At 62.9% G+C, this 18,562-nt stretch carries 17 protein-coding genes; 12 read left to right on the forward strand and 5 right to left on the reverse strand.

Annotation, left to right across the window (positions count from 1 at the left end):
* Nucleotides 1–28: 28 nt before the first annotated feature.
* The 8 genes from EA795_RS14075 (at nt 29) to EA795_RS14110 (ending at nt 9,428) form a co-directional block, all read left to right on the forward strand.
* The gene (locus EA795_RS14075; protein WP_014853291.1) at nt 29–763 is read left to right on the forward strand and encodes a response regulator; all 735 of its coding nucleotides are present in this window, start codon (nt 29–31) and stop codon (nt 761–763) included.
* Nucleotides 747–2,207: an ATP-binding protein gene (locus EA795_RS14080; protein WP_122077972.1), complete on the forward strand. Its 1,461-nt coding sequence runs from the start codon at nt 747–749 to the stop codon at nt 2,205–2,207. The genes EA795_RS14075 and EA795_RS14080 overlap by 17 nt, the downstream gene beginning before the upstream one ends.
* Nucleotides 2,208–2,335: 128 nt before the next feature.
* Entirely contained in the window at nt 2,336–3,568 is a 1,233-nt protein-coding gene (locus tag EA795_RS14085) for a D-mannose isomerase (RefSeq protein WP_122077974.1), read from the forward strand.
* 115 nt (nt 3,569–3,683) lie between these two features.
* Nucleotides 3,684–4,952 carry an ABC transporter substrate-binding protein gene (locus EA795_RS14090; protein ID WP_122077976.1) on the forward strand — a complete coding sequence of 423 codons (1,269 nt, stop codon included), beginning with the start codon at nt 3,684–3,686 and terminating at the stop codon, nt 4,950–4,952.
* 132 nt (nt 4,953–5,084) lie between these two features.
* Entirely contained in the window at nt 5,085–5,981 is an 897-nt protein-coding gene (locus EA795_RS14095) for a carbohydrate ABC transporter permease (RefSeq protein WP_376751584.1), read from the forward strand.
* Complete coding sequence (locus tag EA795_RS14100) at nt 5,974–6,804, forward strand: carbohydrate ABC transporter permease (protein WP_058077001.1); 831 nt, start codon at nt 5,974–5,976, stop codon at nt 6,802–6,804. Before EA795_RS14095 ends, EA795_RS14100 begins: the two co-directional genes overlap by 8 nt.
* 6 nt (nt 6,805–6,810) lie before the next feature.
* Complete coding sequence (locus EA795_RS14105) at nt 6,811–7,971, forward strand: ABC transporter ATP-binding protein (RefSeq protein ID WP_122077979.1); 1,161 nt, start codon at nt 6,811–6,813, stop codon at nt 7,969–7,971.
* Between the two features lie 233 nt (nt 7,972–8,204).
* Entirely contained in the window at nt 8,205–9,428 is a 1,224-nt protein-coding gene (locus EA795_RS14110) for a maltoporin (protein ID WP_043942624.1), read from the forward strand.
* Between the two features lie 65 nt (nt 9,429–9,493).
* Here EA795_RS14110 and EA795_RS14115 read toward each other — a convergent pair whose 3' ends face one another.
* Complete coding sequence (locus EA795_RS14115; RefSeq protein ID WP_014853283.1) at nt 9,494–10,357, reverse strand: MurR/RpiR family transcriptional regulator; 864 nt, start codon at nt 10,355–10,357, stop codon at nt 9,494–9,496.
* Nucleotides 10,358–10,512: 155 nt separating this feature from the next.
* Between EA795_RS14115 and zwf the strand changes: the two genes are divergently transcribed.
* The 4 genes from zwf (at nt 10,513) to rluB (ending at nt 14,594) form a co-directional block, all read left to right on the forward strand.
* Nucleotides 10,513–11,982, forward strand: coding sequence for a glucose-6-phosphate dehydrogenase (gene zwf, locus EA795_RS14120; protein ID WP_122077980.1), 1,470 nt, complete (start codon nt 10,513–10,515; stop codon nt 11,980–11,982).
* Nucleotides 11,969–12,682 (forward strand): 6-phosphogluconolactonase, encoded by a 714-nt coding sequence (gene pgl / locus EA795_RS14125; protein WP_122077982.1) that lies wholly within the window; start codon nt 11,969–11,971, stop codon nt 12,680–12,682. Before zwf ends, pgl begins: the two co-directional genes overlap by 14 nt.
* A gap of 17 nt (nt 12,683–12,699) precedes the next feature.
* Nucleotides 12,700–13,344, forward strand: a complete 645-nt coding sequence (locus EA795_RS14130; protein WP_122077984.1) for a bifunctional 4-hydroxy-2-oxoglutarate aldolase/2-dehydro-3-deoxy-phosphogluconate aldolase — start codon at nt 12,700–12,702, stop codon at nt 13,342–13,344.
* A 137-nt stretch (nt 13,345–13,481) separates the two neighbouring features.
* Nucleotides 13,482–14,594, forward strand: coding sequence for a 23S rRNA pseudouridine(2605) synthase RluB (gene rluB, locus EA795_RS14135; RefSeq protein WP_122077985.1), 1,113 nt, complete (start codon nt 13,482–13,484; stop codon nt 14,592–14,594).
* Between the two features lie 116 nt (nt 14,595–14,710).
* Here rluB and EA795_RS14140 read toward each other — a convergent pair whose 3' ends face one another.
* From EA795_RS14140 to EA795_RS14155, 4 genes are all read right to left on the reverse strand, one after another.
* On the reverse strand, nt 14,711–15,448 hold the full coding sequence (locus EA795_RS14140) for a YciK family oxidoreductase (protein ID WP_122077987.1): 738 nt from the start codon (nt 15,446–15,448) through the stop codon (nt 14,711–14,713).
* 77 nt (nt 15,449–15,525) lie between these two features.
* Nucleotides 15,526–16,197 carry an N-acetylmuramic acid 6-phosphate phosphatase MupP gene (mupP, locus tag EA795_RS14145; protein WP_014853277.1) on the reverse strand — a complete coding sequence of 224 codons (672 nt, stop codon included), beginning with the start codon at nt 16,195–16,197 and terminating at the stop codon, nt 15,526–15,528.
* The gene (gene ubiG, locus EA795_RS14150) at nt 16,197–16,895 is read right to left on the reverse strand and encodes a bifunctional 2-polyprenyl-6-hydroxyphenol methylase/3-demethylubiquinol 3-O-methyltransferase UbiG (RefSeq protein WP_014853276.1); all 699 of its coding nucleotides are present in this window, start codon (nt 16,893–16,895) and stop codon (nt 16,197–16,199) included. The genes mupP and ubiG overlap by 1 nt, the downstream gene beginning before the upstream one ends.
* 153 nt (nt 16,896–17,048) lie before the next feature.
* Nucleotides 17,049–18,380: a TRZ/ATZ family hydrolase gene (locus EA795_RS14155; RefSeq protein ID WP_122077988.1), complete on the reverse strand. Its 1,332-nt coding sequence runs from the start codon at nt 18,378–18,380 to the stop codon at nt 17,049–17,051.
* Nucleotides 18,381–18,562: the final 182 nt, after the last annotated feature.

An 18,562-nucleotide genomic window follows, 5' to 3' on the forward strand; every position in this document is an offset into this window, starting at 1 on the left:
GACTGATAACAAGAGAAAGGATGCCGAGGTGAACCAGACTGGTAAATCGATCCTCCTGGTCGATGACGATCAGGACATTCGCGAACTGTTGCAGACCTACCTCAGCCGTTCCGGCTTCCGGGTGCGGACAGTCCCCGACGGTACGAATTTTCGCGAGGCGCTGACCGGCGATCCGGCTGACCTGGTGATCCTCGACGTGATGCTGCCCGACGAGGATGGCTTCAGCCTGTGCAGTTGGGTGCGCGGACATCAGAAGCTGGCGCAGATGCCGATCATCATGCTCACCGCCAGTTCTGACGAGACCGACCGCATCATCGGCCTCGAACTGGGCGCCGATGACTATCTTGCCAAGCCCTTCAGCCCGCGCGAATTGCTGGCGCGCATCAAGGCGCTGCTGCGCCGGGTGAACTTCGCTCAGGAGCGCACCGGCGACGTGCTGGCCTTCGACGAGTGGCGGCTGGACATGGTCAGCCACCGCCTGTTCCACCGGGATGGGGAGGAGGTGTTGCTGTCCGGCGCCGATTTCGTCCTGCTCAAACTCTTTCTCGATCATCCGCAGCAGATCCTCGATCGCGACACCATCGCCAATGCCACGCGCGGGCGCGAAGTGATGCCGCTCGAACGCATCGTCGACATGGCGGTCAGCCGCCTGCGCCAGCGGCTGGGCGACACCGGCAAGTGCCCGCGGCTGATCCGTACCGTGCGTGGCAGTGGCTACCTGCTGGCCGCCCAGGTTGCGCCGCATCATGACGCGCTCGGCTAAGCGTCGCTGGTTGCCGGTGCCGCGCTCGCTGCTCGTCCGCATGCTGTTCCTGACGCTACTGGTGGTGCTGGTGGCGCAGGCGTTGTCGAGTTTCATCTGGGTATCGCAGCTGCGTGCGAGCCAGATGGAAGGCCTGCTGGCCAGTGCCCGCAGCCTGGCGCATTCCATGTCCGCGAGCGTCAGCTACTTCCGTTCGCTGCCCCTGGGCTATCGGCCGCTGGTGCTCGATCAGCTGCGCAGCATGGGTGGCACGCGTTTCTTCGTATCGTTGAACGACAAGCCGCTGGACATGCAGATCCTGCCGCCCACGGAGCGCAAGCAGGCGGTGCTGGCCGAGGTGGATGAGGTGCTCCGCGAGCGCCTCGGCCACGCCGTGGACATGTCGGTCAACTTCGTCAGCCCCGATGATCTGCGCATTTTCAACGGTGGGTTGAAGCTCGACGAACTGCCGCGATCCTGGGCGCACTACGCGCTGAGCCTGCAGCCCTTGAACCCACCCGTGCTGGTCACGCAGATACAGATCGCGCCGGGCGAGTGGCTATACCTCGCGTCGCTGATGCCGGCGCCCTACGTCAGCCTGGAGGACGAGGGCATTCCGAACCAGCAGCTCTGGTTCATCCTGTTCACCACCAGCTTTCTGCTGTTGTTCATCGGCATCCTCGTGCACTGGCAGAGTCGTCCGCTCAAGCGATTGGCCCAGGCGGCGCGGGACATGTCCCTGGGCAGCGAAGTGGAGTTGCTGCCCGAAGCGGGCGGCAGCGAGGTGGCCGAGGTCAGCCGCGCGTTCAATGCGATGCGCGAGCGCATCGGGCGCTACCTGACCGAGCGCGCGCAGCTGTTCACCGCCATCTCCCACGACCTGCGCACGCCGATCACCCGCCTGCGCCTGCGGGTGGAGCTGCTCGAGAACCCGGCCCTGCAGGACAAGTTCAGCCGTGATCTCGACGAACTCGAGCTGCTCGTCAAGGGCGCGCTGCAGTGCGTCAAGGACACCGATATCCACGAGAACATCGAGCCGCTGGATCTGAACCTGCTGCTCGACTGCGTCACCGAGCCTTACCTCGCGCCGACGGGCAATGGCCGGGTCACGGTACGGGGCCAGGCCCTCTCGCCCTATGCAGGCAAGCCGCTGGCGCTCAAGCGTTGCATCGGCAACCTGCTGGACAATGCATTGAAGTACGGCGAGCGGGCGCACCTGTCGATCGAAGACGACAAGGATGCCTTCGTCCTGCACGTCGACGATGAAGGCCCAGGCGTGCCGGAAACCTGGCTGAAGCAGGTGTTCGAGCCGAACTTCCGCCTGGCCGCCAAGCAGCCCGGTTATGGGCTCGGTCTGGGCATTGCGCGCAACATCGCCCACAGCCATGGCGGCGAGATCAGCCTGCGCAACCTGCCCGAAGGCGGGTTGCGCGTGACCTTGCGTCTGCCGCGCAAGCTGGAATGAATGTCACGACGTGGTGACAAAGGTGGGCGCGTTCGTTACCTGGCGGGCGCTGGGCAGCCACTAGACTCTGGCAGCAGGTTCGGTCGTCGAGCCTCATCGCCACTGCGTTGCCGCATGGAACAAGAACAATGAAAACTCCTGCAATCCCCCACGACAGTTGGTTGCGCAAGCCCGCCCACCTGGCCTGGCTTGCTGATGAAGGCATGCGCCTGCTGCCATTCGCCCGGGCGGCGCGAGTCGACCAGGGATTCGCCGCGCTCGATGCGAGCGGGCGGCTCCCGGAGCATGCCCGCGCTGAGCTGATCCACACCGCGCGCATGACCCATTGTTTCGCCCTGGCGCAAATACAGGGAATTCCCGGCCATGCCGAACTGGTCGATCACGGCATCGCCGCACTGCAAGGTGCCTTGTGCGATGCGGAGTTCGGCGGCTGGTTCGCCGATGCCCGTTGCCGAGGCGACAAGTCCGCCTACCTGCATGCCTTCGTCGCGCTGGCCGCCAGTTCCGCGGCAGTTGCTGGCCGACCTGCGGCGCCGGCCTTGCTGGCCGAGGCGATCGCTATCCTCGAGACGCATTTCTGGCGCGAGGAGGAGGGCGCCTTGCGTGAAAGCCTGAGCCGCGATTGGCAGCGGGAAGAGGCGTACCGGGGTGCCAACAGCAACATGCACGCCACCGAGACCTTTCTCGCCCTGGCCGATGCCACGGGTGACGAGGTGTGGCTGCTGCGCGCCCTGCGCATCGCCGAGCGCCTGATCCATGGCCATGCAACGGCCAATGGGCAGGTGGTGGTCGAACATTTCGATTGGCAGTGGCAGGCCCTGCCGGACTATAACGAGGCCAATCGCGCCGACCCGTTTCGCCCCTACGGCAGCACGCCGGGCCACAGCTTCGAGTGGGCGCGTCTGCTGCTGCATCTGGAAGCGGCCTTGCAGCACGCCGGGCTGGCGGTGCCGGAGTGGCTGCTGGATGATGCCTGCGGTTTGTTCGCCCGAGCCAGCTGTGATGCCTGGAATGCAGACGGCAAGCCCGGGCTGGTCTACACCCTCGACTGGGCGAGCCGGCCGGTGGTGCGCGCGCGCTTGCACTGGGTGCACGCCGAAGCCATCGCGGCGGCCGCAACGCTGCTCAGGCGCACGGGCGAATCCATTTATGAGGATTGGTACCGCTGCTTTTGGGAGTTCTCTGCGAGCTATTTCATCGATCTGCAGAATGGCAGCTGGCACCATGAACTCGATAGCGACAACCAGCCGGCGAGCAGCATCTGGCCGGGCAAGCCGGATCTCTATCACGCCTATCAGGCCGTGCTGCTGCCGCGCCTGCCTCTGGCGCCGAGCCTGGCAACCGCCCTGGCCGCTGTGTAACGACGTGGTGACATACACGCATCCCTTCGTTACCTCCGAAGGTGATGGCCCAACCTAGAATCCATGCAACGCAAGCAGCAGGCTTGCCTGTATAAAAACAAGAAAAGGTACTCGAATGAACGCGATCACTCGCTTTGCCACTGTCGTTTCTCTCGCCTCGCTGTTTCCTCTTTCCGCACTGGCCGCTGCCTCCAAGGGCACCGTCGAAGTGGTCCACTGGTGGACATCCGGTGGCGAAGCCGCCGCGGTGAAGGTCCTGAAAGATCTGGTCGAGAAGGACGGCTTCACCTGGAAGGATGGTGCCGTCGCCGGAGGCGCCGGTTCCGCGGCCATGACCGTGCTGAAAACCCGCGTGGTATCCGGCAATCCGCCAGGCGCCGCACAGATCAAGGGTCCCGATCTGCAGGAGTGGGGCGCACTCGATCTGCTGAGTCCGCTTGATGAAGTGGCCGAGGCCAATGACTGGGATGGCCTGCTGTCGAAGACCGTCACCGACACCATGCAGTACGACGGCCACTACGTGGCGGTGCCGGTGAACATCCACCGCGTCAATTGGCTGTGGATCAATCCAAAGGTGTTCGAGAAGGCCGGAATCGACAAGGTGCCCACCACCCTCGAAGAACTTTATGCCGCCGGCGACAAGCTCAAGGCTGCCGGTTTCGTGCCCTTGGCTCACGGTGGTCAGCCCTGGCAGGACAGCACCGTTTTCGAAGCCCTGGTGCTGGGCATCATGGGCGCCGATGGCTACCACAAGGCATTCGTCGAGAATGACGAGGCGACCCTCACCAGCCCGCAGATGACCGAGGTGTTCACCGCGCTGAAGAAGTTGGCCAGTTACATGGACGACAACCGTGCGGGTCGCGACTGGAACCTCGCCACCGCCCAGGTGATCGACGGCAAGGCCGGCATGCAGATCATGGGCGACTGGGCGAAGAGCGAGTGGACCGCTGCCGGCAAGGTGGCCGGTGAGGATTACCAGTGCGTACCCATGCCCGGAACCGCTGGCAGCTACACCTACAACATCGACTCCATTGCCATGTTCAAGCTCAAGGACGAGGGTGACATCGCGGCGCAGCATGCTCTGGCGCGGATCGCCCTGGAGCCCGAGTTCCAATACGTGTTCAACCAGAACAAGGGTTCGATTCCGGTGCGCTCCGATCTGGACATGAGCAAGTTCGACAGCTGCGCCCAGGCGTCGATGAAGGACTTCAAGGAAGCCGACCAGAACGGCAAGTTGGAGCCGAGCATGGCTCACAGCATGGCCACCAACCTGGCGGTGCAGGGTGCCATCTTCGATGTGGTGACCAACTTCATGAGCGAGAAGAACGCCGACCCGAGCAAGGTTGGCGCGCAGCTCTACGCGGCGATCAAGTCCGCCCAGTAGGCTGATTCGGGTCGGCATCCGCGATCCGTTCTCCCCAGGTCAATGCCCCTCGCGACAGGTCTGTGGTCCTGTCGGAGGGCGCGTTCGCCCCGGTTTTCACTCTCTGACTGGTAATGCCCGATGAGTGTCATGATGGTTCATACCAAGACCTCACCCCTGGATGCGCTGCAGCGTTGGCTACCCAAGCTGGTGATGGCGCCGACCGTGGTGATGATCCTGGTCGGTTTCTATGGCTACATCTTCTGGACGCTGGTGCTGTCCTTCACCAACTCCAGCTTCATGCCCAGCTACAAGTGGGTCGGCCTGCAGCAATACGCCCGCCTGATGGCCAACGATCGCTGGTGGGTGGCGAGCCAGAACCTGCTGGTGTTCGGCGGCCTGTTCATCGGCGTCAGCCTGGTGATCGGCGTGTTCCTTGCGGTGCTGCTGGACCAGCGCATTCGCCGTGAAGGCTTCATCCGGACCATCTACCTGTACCCCATGGCGTTGTCGATGATCGTCACTGGCACCGCCTGGCAGTGGTTGCTCAATCCGGGCCTCGGCATCGACAAGATGCTGCGTGACTGGGGCTGGGAGGGTTTTCGTTTCGACTGGCTGGTCGACCCGGACCGCGTCGTCTACTGCCTGGTGATCGCGGCGGTATGGCAGGCCTCCGGCTTCGTCATGGCGCTCTTTCTCGCCGGCTTGCGCGGGGTCGACCAATCCATCGTGCGCGCCGCGCAGATCGACGGCGCCAGCCTGCCGATCATCTACCTGCGCATCGTGCTGCCGAGCCTGCGGCCGGTGTTCTTCAGCGCGCTGATGATCCTCGCGCACATCGCCATCAAGAGCTTCGATCTGGTGGCGGCCATGACCGCCGGCGGGCCCGGTTACGCCTCCGACCTGCCGGCGATGTTCATGTACAACTTCACCTTCAGCCGCGGCCAGATGGGCATAGGTTCGGCCAGCGCGATGATGATGCTGGGCGCGATCCTGATGATTCTGGTGCCCTATCTCTACTCGGAACTGCGGGGCAAGCGCCATGACTAGAGCATTCAGTCCGAGCCGGTTGGCGATCCACGCCACCCTGCTGCTGGCGGCGGCCTTGTACCTGGTGCCGCTGGTGGTGATGTTGCTGACCAGCTTCAAGACGCCCGAGGACATCCGTACCGGCAACCTGCTGTCCTGGCCGGAAACCTTCACCCTGATCGGCTGGGTGAAGGCCTGGGCTACGGTCGATGGCTATTTCTGGAATTCCCTGAAGATGGCGGTGCCTGCCGTGCTGATCTCGACGGTGATCGGGGCGTTGAATGGCTATGTGCTGTCGATGTGGCGCTTCCGCGGCTCGCAGCTGTTCTTCGGGTTGTTGCTGTTCGGCTGCTTCCTTCCGTTCCAGACCGTGTTGCTGCCAGCCTCGTTCACGCTCGGCAAGTTCGGCCTGGCCAACACCACGGCGGGGCTGGTGCTGGTGCACGTGGTTTACGGCATTGCCTTCACCACGCTGTTCTTCCGCAACTTCTACGTGAGCGTGCCGGATGCCCTGGTGCGTGCGGCGCGTCTGGATGGCGCGGGCTTCTTCACCATCTTCGGGCGAATCCTGCTGCCGATGTCGATCCCGATCATCATGGTGTGCCTGATCTGGCAGTTCACACAGATCTGGAACGACTTCCTCTTTGGCGTGGTGTTCGCCAGCGGCGATGCCCAGCCGATCACCGTGGCGCTGAACAACCTGGTCAACACCAGCACGGGCGCCAAGGAATACAACGTCGACATGGCCGCGGCGATGATCGCCGGGCTGCCAACGCTGGTGGTGTACATCCTCGCCGGCAAGTATTTCCTGCGCGGGCTCACCGCCGGCGCGGTCAAGGGGTAGATAACCATGGCAGCACTCGAACTACGCAATGTCCGCAAAAGTTACGCCAGCGGGCTGGCCGACACCCTGAAGGACATCGACCTGAAGATCGAAGACGGTGAGTTTCTGATCCTGGTCGGCCCGTCCGGTTGTGGCAAATCCACGCTGATGAACTGTATCGCCGGGCTGGAGGCCATCACCGGCGGCGAGATTCGCATCGATGGCGCCGACATCAGCAACGCCAGCCCCAAGGATCGGGATATCGCCATGGTGTTCCAGTCCTACGCGCTGTACCCGACGATGAGCGTGCGCGACAACATCGCCTTCGGTCTGAAGATGCGCAAGGTGCCCAGCGCGCAGATCGAGGAGGAAGTATCGCGGGTGGCCAAGCTGCTGCAGATCGAACACCTGCTCGGACGCAAGCCCTCGCAGCTGTCCGGTGGCCAGCAGCAGCGGGTCGCCATGGGGCGCGCGCTGGCGCGGCGGCCGAAGATCTATCTGTTCGACGAACCGCTGTCGAACCTCGACGCCAAGCTGCGGGTGGAGATGCGCACCGAGATCAAGCTGATGCACCAGCGGCTGAAGACCACAACCGTCTATGTCACCCATGACCAGATCGAGGCCATGACCCTCGGCGACAAGGTGGCGGTGATGAAGGACGGCGTGGTGCAGCAGTTCGGCACGCCCAAGGAGATCTACGGCAATCCGGCGAACCTGTTCGTCGCGAGCTTCATCGGTTCGCCGCCGATGAACTTCATTCCGTTGCGGCTGCATCGAGAAGGCGAGCGCTGGTACGCGCTGATCGAAAGCGGTCAGGACCGCTGCCAGCTGCCGCTCGATGTCACCCAGGGCGAGGTGCTGGAAGGTCGCGAAGTCATCCTCGGCATCCGTCCGGAACAGATCACCCTGGGACGCGGCGAGGCAGGGCTGGCGTCGTTGCGCGCCGAAGTCCAGGTCGTCGAACCGACCGGGCCGGACACCATGGTTTTCGTCAGCCTCAACCAGACCAAGGTCTGCTGTCGCCTCGCGCCCGATGCGGCGCCGGCCCCCGGCCAGAGCCTGACGCTGCTGCTGGAGCCCGACAAGGTCCTGCTGTTCGATGCACGGACGGGAGAGCGGCTGGGCGTATCGCCGGGTAACGGCTCGGCGGGTCAGGGCGCAAATATCACCCGCCTGGCCGCGCGTTGAGCGGGCGAAACGGAGCAGTGCGAAAAAGGCCCGGTCGTGGGGCTTCTGCGTACCGGCGCGGGTTTCGTGCGGATGTTATTGATGTTCCTCGATTTCCATGCCGCGAGGCAGACGCCTCCGGCTGAACGAGTCGAACCGCGGCACGCTTCGATGCGGGCATGCGGATCGGAAGGAGAGCCAAGGGTGGCTCGATCCAGAAGCAGTAACAAAAATAAGAGCTGATTGGAGCGGATATGAAAACAACGATGCATCTGGGCCTGGCCATTTCGCTGGCCAGCCTTGCCATACCCTTTGGCGCGCAGGCGCTGGAATTCAGCGGCTACATGCGCAGTGGGGTCGGTGAATCGAGCGCCAGCGGATCGCAGTCCTGCTTTCAGTTGCCCGGGGCGCCTTCCAAGTACCGTCTGGGTAACGAATGCGAACAGTACGCCGAGCTGGATCTGCGGCATGACCTGATGACCTTCGATAACGGCTCGGTGTTGAGCCTGGAAGGTATGGCGGCGCTCTACAACGAGTATGACCACACACCCAAGTTCACCGGCGACCATGGCTGGGCGCGGATGGTGCAGGCCTACGCCGAATGGAGCAAGGTTCCGGAGCTGTATGGCGGTTCGCTCTGGGCCGGCCGGCGCTTCTACAAACGTAACGACATCCATATCTCCGATTTCTACTACTGGAACCAGAGTGCGACCGGCGCGGGCGTCGAAGACATGGAGATCGGCGGGCTGAAGTACAGCTACGCGTTTTCCCGCAAGGACAACGTCTTCCAGGACAAGTACATCAATCGGCACGACTTCAACGTCGGCGGCTTCGACAGCAATCCCGGTGGCGAGCTGGAGTTCGGCGTCAGTTACATCGACGAGCCGGACGGTGAGGACGCTCACAGCGGCTGGGCGGTTACCGTGCAGCACAAGCAGGACGGCTTTCTGGGGGGCAGCAACACCTTTGCCGTGCAGTACGGCGAGGGGCCGGGTACCGGGCTGGGCTACACCGGCGACGTGACGCTGGGCAGCAGTGCCAAGAGCTGGCGGGTCGTGGAGTACTTCGACTGGCAACTGACGCCGCGCTTCGGCGGGCAGTTCCAGGCGGTGTATCAGAAGGACAAGCGCCAGGACGGCGGCGATCAGGACTGGATCTCCGTGGGCGTGCGCCCGGTGTACGCCCTCACCGATCAGTTCAAGCTGGTGGCCGAGGTCGGCCATGATCAGATCGACGCGCGCGAAGGAACCCGCAAGCTCACCAAGTTCACCGTGGCGCCTACCTGGTCGCCCGCCGGGCCGGACTTCTGGGCCCGGCCCGAGATACGCCTGTATTACACCTACGCGCAATGGAACGATGCGGCACAGGTGGCCGCCAATGCCATGGCTGCGGGCAGTGCCTTGTCCGATACCGGTGTTTTCGGCGGGGATCAGCACGGCTCCAACTTCGGCGTGCAGATCGAGTACTGGTGGGATTGAGGGTCAACACGGCGCCGCATGAAGGGCCCGTTGGGCCCTTCGCTTCTGCAAGGGGGCGAGCCGGTTCAGCTGTCCTCGTTGGGATAGCGAGTGGCCACGAGACTCTCCTTGATCCTGCGCAGATGCGGCTGGAAATCCACGCCGCGGCGCAAGGTCACTCCGGCCGCCAGCGTATCGAGCACGGTCAGTTGCACGATGCGCGAGGTCATCGGCATGTAGATGTCGGTGTCTTCGGGCAGCGGTATGTGCAGGCTGAGCGTGCAGACCCTGGCCAGCGGCGAGTCCGCGGCGGTCAGGCCGAGCACCGAGGCGCCGTTGTCGCGGGCGATGGTTGCCGCTTCCACCAGTTCGCGGGTGCGTCCGGTGTAGGAAATGATCACGAACAGATCACCGGTATGGGCGACCGAGGCGAGCATGCGCTGCATGAGCACGTCGCTGTGCGCGGAGACCGGCAGGTTGAAGCGAAAGAACTTGTGCTGAGCGTCCAGCGCGACGGAGGCCGAGGCGCCCAGGCCGAAGAAATGGATCTGGCGTGCCTGGATCATCAGGTCCACCGCGTGGCTGATCGTCTTCGGGTCGATCGCCTGGCAAGCGCTGTCCAGAGAGGCGATGGCGCTGCCGAAGATCTTCCGCGTGTAGGCTTCGGGCCCGTCATCGGCTTCCACTGCCTGGCTGACGTAGGCCGCGCCGCTGGCCAGACTCTGCGCCAGCTGGATCTTCAACGCAGGGTAGCCGGTCGCGCCGAATGAGCGGCAGAAGCGATTGACCGTGGGTTCGCTCACCTTCGCGGCCTGGGCCAGCGCGGCAATGCTGTAGCGGGTCGCTTGCTGCGGGTCTTGCAGGATCACCTCGGCGACCTTTCTTTCCGCCTTGTTCAGCTCTTCGAGGCGATTTTTGATCTGTTCCAAGAGATTTTTCATGCGATCCATGTCTCTTCTTCAAGGGGCTATGCCGTCGCGTAGCGGCCGGCCAAACGAAAGGTAAGCTGAAAAATCAAATTATGTTGTTTTAATAACAACATTCTGTGCTTAAAATCGGAAGCATCCACACCGCTATCAAGCTTTATTTTGTTGGTATAAAAATCATGCCTGCTATAACTGTCGAAGCGACCCTCTTTGCCTTGTTCGGCGCCTCGGGCGATCTGGCCATGCGCAAGCTCTTTCCGGCGCTCTATCAACTGGATCGGGCCGGGCTTCTGCACGCCGAAACGCGCGTGCTGGCGCTGTCGCGAGACGCCGGCGAGCCGGCCGGCCATCTGGACCGGATCGGCGAAGCGCTGCGCCGTTACGTACCCGAGTCGCAACTGGATCCGGTGGTGCTGGAGCGTTTTCGCGAGCGCCTGGACTATCTCACCATGGATTTTCGCCGCGGCGAGGATTATGCCGCGCTTGCCGAGAAGGTATCACCCGATATTCCGCTGATCGCCTACTTCGCCACGCCGGCGTCGGTATACGGGCCGATCTGCGAACACCTTGCCGCGGCGGGGCTGGCCGAGCAGACGCGCGTGGTGCTGGAGAAGCCCATCGGCCACGACCTGGCGTCGTCGCGCGTCGTCAACGAGGCCGTTGCGCAGTATTTCCCGGAAAGCCGCATCTACCGGATCGATCACTATCTGGGCAAGGAAACCGTTCAAAACCTGATTGCGCTGCGTTTCGCCAACAGCCTGTTCGAGACGCAGTGGAACCAGCACCATATTTCCCACGTTGAAATCACCGTTGCCGAAACGGTGGGCATCGAGGGGCGTTGGGGCTACTTCGACCAGGCGGGCCAGTTGCGCGACATGATCCAGAATCATCTGCTGCAGCTGCTTTGCCTGATCGCCATGGACCCGCCCAGCGACCTGACCGCCGACAGCATTCGCGACGAGAAGGTCAAGGTGCTCAAGGCGCTGGCGCCGATCACCCCGGAAAAGCTCGGCCAGTACGTGGTGCGCGGCCAGTACGTGGCGGGCACGGTGGGCGGCAAGGCGGTGCCGGGTTATCTCGACGAGGAAAATTCCAACGCCGAGAGCAGCACCGAAACCTTCGTGGCGCTGCGTGCCGATATCTGCAACTGGCGCTGGTCCGGCGTGCCGTTCTACCTGCGTACCGGCAAGCGCATGGGGCAGAAGGTTTCGCAGATCGTCATCCATTTCAAGGAGCCGCCGTTCTATATCTTCGCCCCTGAGCAGCGTTCGCTGATCAGCAATCGCCTGATCATCCGGTTGCAGCCGGACGAGGGTATTTCGCTGCAGGTGATGACCAAGGAGCAGGGGCTCGACAAGGGCATGCACCTGCGCAGCGGTCCGCTGCAGCTGAACTTCTCCGAGACCTACAAGAGCTCGCGGATTCCTGATGCCTACGAGCGCTTGCTGCTGGAAGTCATGCAGGGCAATCAGAACCTTTTCGTGCGCAAGGACGAAATCGAATATGCCTGGAGATGGTGCGATCAGCTGATCGATGGCTGGTCGCGTTTGGGGGATGCACCTAAAGCCTATCCGGCGGGCTCCTGGGGGCCGGTGGCATCCATTGCATTGATCACGCGTGACGGGAGGTCCTGGTATGGCGATCTCTGAACTCGATCTACCGGTGAACGTCGTTGCCCATAGCCTGGCGAATCCGCAGTTGCTGGCGCAGACACTGGCCGAAGATGTTGCAAGGGCACTCGAATTCGCCGTGCAAACACAAGGCAGGGCGAGCCTCGTGGTCTCGGGTGGTCGCAGTCCCATCGCCTTTTTCGAGGCGCTGTCCCGGCTGCCTCTGGATTGGAGCAGGGTGCAGGTCAGTCTGGCGGATGAGCGTTGGGTTGCGCCGGACGAGGCGGGCAGTAACGAAGGACTGGTACGGCGCCATCTGCTGCAGAACGAAGCTGCCAGCGCCCGGCTGATCGGTCTCTACCGGGCCGCCGAAACCCTGGAGGAGGCGGCCCGGCTGGCTGGTGAAGAGCTGGCGGACCTGAAGCGGCCCATCGATGTTCTGGTGCTGGGCATGGGTGACGATGGCCACACCGCTTCGCTGTTTCCCGGCAGCCCTCTGCTGGCCGATGCCTTGCGTGAGGACTGTGCCGAGCGCTGCCTGCCGATGCAGGCGCCGGTCGAGCCTGCGCAGCGCATCACCATGACCTATCCGCTTTTGGCCTCTGCGCGCTTGCGCTGCCTGGCCATCCAGGGGCCGGCCAAGCTGGACACCCTGCGCCAGGCCATCGAGGCCGATCCGTTGCAGATGCCCATTCATGCATTCCTGAATACCTCACTGGAAATCTACTGGTGCCCCTGAGGCGCCGAGGACCCTCTATGACCATGGATCAGAAGAACGCCCTGATCGAGAAAATCTGTAGCGAAGCCCGCATCCTTCCGGTGATCACCATCGGCAGCGAGGAGCAGATACTGCCATTGGCCGATGCGCTGGCTGCCGGCGGCCTCAAGACATTGGAAATCACCTTGCGCTCGGCCTATGGCCTGACGGCGATTCGGCGCCTGCGCGAGGAACGCCCCGAGCTCTGCGTGGGGGCTGGGACGGTGCTGGACAAGCGCATGATGGATGAAGTGGAGGCGGCAGGCGCGCAGTTCATCGTATCCCCGGGCTGCACTGACGAATTGCTGCAGGCCGGCGTGAACTGCTCGGTGCCATTGCTGGCCGGCACCAGCAATGCCTCGGACATCATGCGCGGTTATGCCTTGGGTTATCGTCGCTTCAAGCTTTTCCCGGCGGAGATCTGTGGCGGCATCGCGGCGTTGAAGGCGCTGGGCGGGCCGTTCGGCGACGTGCGTTTCTGCCCGACGGGTGGGGTCAACGCCGCCAATGCGGCGCAGTACCTGGCGCTGCCGAACGTCATGTGCGTCGGCGGCACCTGGATGATCGACGGTGCTTCGCTGGCGAGCGGCGACTGGGCGGTTATCCGCCAGCGTAGCGTCGAGGCGCTGGCCGCGCTGGGCTGATCGTCTATCCTCGGACGAGCACGCAGTCGCTGGCGTGTTCGTCCGACGACCGTCCCATCGCGGTGATGCTTCGGTCTGTCGTTACGCGTATAGTGCGCGACCTTTCTATCGGAACTGCCACACCGGGAGGTGCCCAGATGACCGAACACGAAGATTCCACCCCTCATATCACTCACGGCGAAAAGCTGCAGAAGGTCCTTGCCCGCATGGGGCTGGCTTCGCGGCGCGACGTGGAAAACTGGATCGCGGCTGGCCGCGTCAAGGTCAATGGCGCCGTTGCCAGCCTCGGCCAGCGTGTCGACCTGCACGATGCCATCGCCGTCGACGGTCGCCTGCTCAAGCGCGCGGAAGCCGCCGAAGTGGTTCGGCGCGTGCTGATCTACAACAAGCCGGACGGCGAAATCTGCACGCGTGACGATCCGGAAGGCCGCCCGACGGTCTTCGATCGGCTGCCTCGTCCCAAGGAAGGTCGCTGGATCAATATCGGCCGCCTCGATATCAACACCACCGGTCTGTTGCTGTTCACCACGGATGGCGAGCTGGCCAACCGCCTGATGCATCCCTCGTACGAGATGGACCGCGAATACGCGGTGCGGGTACGTGGCGAGGTCGACGACGAGATGATCGAGCGCCTGAAGTCCGGCGTCATGCTCGAAGACGGTCCGGCACGCTTCACGGACATCCAGCAGGCACCCGGCGGCGAAGGCTTCAACCACTGGTATCACTGCGTGGTGATGGAAGGGCGTAACCGCGAGGTTCGTCGTCTGTGGGAGTCCCAGGGCCTGGTGGTCAGCCGCCTGAAGCGTGTGCGCTTCGGACCGGTGTTCATGACATCCGACCTGCCGATGGGACGTTGGCGTGAGATGTCCCAGACGGAAGTCGACATCCTCAGTCAGGAGGTGGGTCTCAAGCCGGTAGCACTGCCGGACATGAAGACCAAGGCCAAGGAAAAGATCGACCGCATGCAGCGCAAGGCAGCCAAGCCGCTGCCGCGCGGAGAGCGTCGTCCTCGTGTACTGCGACCTGCCCAGGAGACCGGTACTGAAAAAGTGCGCGGTAGCCGGGGTGAACAACCCGCTAGAAAGCCGCGCGGTGCCGACGAACCCAGTCGGGGGACGCCGGTGGCCGAGCGTCCCAGCGATGTCAGTCGCGGGCGCGGCAAGCCGTCCCCGGCCAAGCGTAAAGGCCCGCCGGCAGCCGACGGTCAGCGCCCTGGCTTCGGTCGCAACGATCGCTCCAAGCGCTCCTGAATGACATGAGCGAGGCTTCTGGCCTCGCTCATGCGTGTCTCTCGATCTGTTCGAGCCTTTCGGCAGCACGACATCCGATATGAGCTATCGGTTGTCGTGCCTGCATATGGCTGATGTTACTGCGCGTTCAGCGCTTTTCCGTTGATGTCTCCGCTATCCGGGCCCATGAGGTACAGGTACGCGGGCATGATCTCGGCCGGCAACGGGTTGGTCAGCGGATTCTCGCCGGGGTAGGCCTTGGCGCGCATGTCGGTGCGGGTGGCGCCGGGGTTGATGCTGTTGGCGCGCACGGCGGTGCCGTCGAGCTCGTCTGCAAGCACCTGCATCAGTCCTTCGGTCGCGAACTTGGATACGGCATAGCCGCCCCAGTAGGCGCGGCCTTTGCGCCCGACGCTGCTGGAAGTGAAGATCACCGAGGCATCGGAAGACAGCTTCAGCAATGGCAGCAGTGTGCTGGTGAGCATGAACATCGCATTGACGTTGATGTGCATGACGCGCATGAAGTTCTCGCCGGATAGCTGTTCGATGGGGGTGAGCGGTCCGACGATCGCCGCGTTGTGAAGCAGGCCGTCCAGCCGCCCGAATTCTCGCTCGACCGTTGCCGCCAGTTCGTCGTACTGGTGGGGAAGTGCGGTTTCCAGATTGAAGGGGATGACGGCCGGCTGTGGGTGACCAGCCGCCTCGATCTCGTCGTAGACCCGGTTGAGGTTTTCCTCGTTCTTGCCCAGTAGCAATACCGTCGCGCCGTGTGCGGCATAAGTCTTGGCGGCAGCTTCACCAATGCCGCGGCCAGCGCCGGTGACCATGATGATCCGGTCCTTCAGCAGGTCGGGGCGGGCGGAATATTCAAACATCGGTTGCCTCATGTATCGGTGAGGTAGCGCGCCAGTGGGTGAGCGCCACACAGAGGGGGTAAGGAGAGCCGTGTGATCTAGCAGCTGCACAGCGCCCGATCGAGTACGGCGCGCAGCTCCAGGGGGTGATCCACCACCACGTCGGCGCCCCAGTGGTCGGGGTTATCCTCGGGATGGATGTAGCCATAGCGCACCGCGGCAGTCTTGCTGCCGGCGGCGCGCCCCGACTCGATGTCGCGCAGGTCGTCGCCCACGAACAGCACCGAGGCCGGGTCGAGCCCCAGCTTGCTGCAGGCCAGCACCATGGGTTCCGGATCGGGCTTGCTCTTGCTGACATGATCGGGACAGATCAGCACGGCCGAGCGGGCGGCGAGATTCAGCTGCTGCATGATGGGTTCGGCGAAGCGCAACGGCTTGTTGGTCACCACGCCCCACAGCAGGTTGGCCTGCTCGATATCGGCAAGCAGCTGTTCCATGCCGTCGTAGAGATGTGAAGCGATGGCGCAGTGTTCCTGGTAGCGCTCGAGAAACTCCAGTCGCAGTGTTTCGAACTCGTCGGACATGGGGTCGACATCGAAGGCGGCGAGAACCATGGCTCGGGCGCCACCGGACACCACGTCGCGGATCTGCTTGTCCGCCACCGGCTCGAGTCCTCTGGCCATGCGCATAGCCTGGGCCACGGCGATGAAGTCGGGCGCGGTGTCGAGCAGCGTCCCGTCCATGTCGAATAAAACCGCACGCAGGCGCATCACGACTCCCGAATCGTCTGGATCATGTAGTTGACGTCGACATCCGCCGACAGCTTGTAGTGCTTGGTCAGCGGGTTGTAGGTGAGCCCGACGATGTCCTTGACGGTCAGCCCGGTGTCGCGGCTCCAGGCGCCGAGTTCCGATGGGCGAATGAATTTCTTGTAATCGTGTGTGCCGCGCGGCAGCAACTGCAGCAGATATTCGGCACCGACGATCGCCAGCGCGTAGGCCTTCGGGTTGCGGTTGATGGTCGAGAAAAACACTTGCCCGCCGGGTTTGACCATCCGGTGACAGGCGCGAATGACCGAGGCAGGGTCCGGTACATGCTCGAGCATTTCGAGGCAGGTCACCACGTCGAAGGTTTCCGGGGATTCTTCGGCCAGGGATTCGGCGGTGATCTGCCGGTAATCGACCTCCAGCCCCGACTCGAGCAAGTGCAGGCGGGCAACCGAAAGCGGTGCTTCGCCCATGTCGATGCCGGTCACCTGGGCGCCGCGTCGAGCCATGGCCTCACTCAGAATGCCGCCACCACAGCCGACGTCGAGTACCTTCTTGCCTGCAAGCGAGATGTGTTCGTCGATCCAGTTGACCCGCAGCGGATTGATCTCGTGCAATGGCTTGAACTCGCTTTCGCGATCCCACCAGCGATGGGCGAGGGCTTCGAATTTGGCTATTTCGGCTTGGTCGACATTGCTCATGGTTCGTTCCGTTTTGAGAGCTGAGGGAAGCTTGAGCTTGAAACTGCTCATGATGCCAGCTTCCGGCAGGCGAAGGGGGATAGACGGTGTCTTGTATGTTGGTCAGTTTGTCACGGATGGAGGTGATTATTGAGTCGGCGACGAGCGACCCTCTCAGGGAGCAGGCCTTATCTTGCGGCCCCATTCCTGAGCAGTGGCGATCAGGCGCTCCTCGTCCATCCGCGTCAATCGGCGATCATCCAGCAACTGCTTGCCGCCGACCCAGACATGCCGCACGCAGTCTCGGCCGCTGGAGTAGATCAATTGCGATACCGGATCATGAACCGGCTGTTGCGCCAGTTGCGATAGATCGAATGCCACCATGTCGGCAAATTTTCCAATCTCCAGCGAGCCGGTGCAATCCTCCAGGCCGAGGGCGCGGGCCCCGTTGAGTGTTGCCATGCGCAGCGCACGATGGGCATCGAGCGCCGTGGCCGAGCCGGCGACTGCCTTAGCCAGCAATGCCGCGGTGCGTGTTTCGCCGAGCAGATCGAGATCATTGTTGCTGGCGGCGCCATCGGTGCCGATGGCCACGTTGACACCTGCCTCCCAGAGACGCTCGACTGGACAAAAGCCACTGGCCAGCTTCAGGTTCGATTCGGGGCAATGAATGACGCTGCAGTTGTGTTCCACGAGCAGCGCGAGGTCATCGTCATTTACCTGTGTCATGTGCACCGCCTGGAAACGCGGCCCCAGAAGTTGCAGACGAGCCAGTCGCGCCAAGGGACGCTCGCCATGCTTGCCAAGCGCCTCCTCGACCTCCTGTGCTGTTTCGTGCACGTGCATATGGATACCCGCATCCATCTCGGCGATCAGTGTGCGGATGCTTTCCAGGTTGGCGTCCGCGACCGAATAGGGTGCGTGTGGGCCGAAGGCCACGCTGAGGCGCGGGTGATGCTTGAGATCATCGAACAGCGCCACGCCTTTGCGAAGTGCTTCGTCAGCGTCGCGAGCGCCAGGAACGGGAAAGTCCATGACCGGGATGGTGATCTGTGCGCGTACACCGTGTTTATGCACCAGCTCGCTTACGAGTTCCGGATAGAAGTACATGTCGGAAAAACAGGTGATACCGCTCTGCAGTTGCTCGGCTATGGCGAGTTCACTGCCGGCGCGGATGAAGTCTTCATTCACCCATCTGTTCTCTGCAGGCCAGATGCGCTCCTTCAACCAGCTTCTGAGCGGCAGATCATCGGCCAGGCCACGAAACAGGGTCATCGCAGCATGGCCGTGAGCGTTGATCAGGCCTGGCGCGAGAAGAAAGCCAGGCAGCTCCTTGGATGCCTTGGTGACGTACCGATGTGCTTCCTCGCGTGGTGCAATCAGCGCAATGCGACCGTTGCGAATACCGATGGCGTGATTCCGGAATATGACCCCGGCAGGTTCTACCGGGACAAGCCAGGAGGGGAACAGCAACAGATCAAGCAAGTCGGAGGGGGCTGTATGCATGTGCGGCGCCGGTATATTGCTGAATAAGACAGTGTAGAGGCTGCTTTGGCCTCTTTGAAGAAAGTGGTCCCGATCCTTTGGGCGAACACCGGCTTTCTACATGTGTCGAGATGCCGGTGAGTCGACATCGAAAAGAAATCCACTATTTAAGATTGACGTGTCGTTTCGAGGGCCTATAATGC

Origin of the sequence: Stutzerimonas nitrititolerans (assembly GCF_003696285.1) — a bacterium.
GTDB classification, from domain to species: domain Bacteria; phylum Pseudomonadota; class Gammaproteobacteria; order Pseudomonadales; family Pseudomonadaceae; genus Stutzerimonas; species Stutzerimonas nitrititolerans.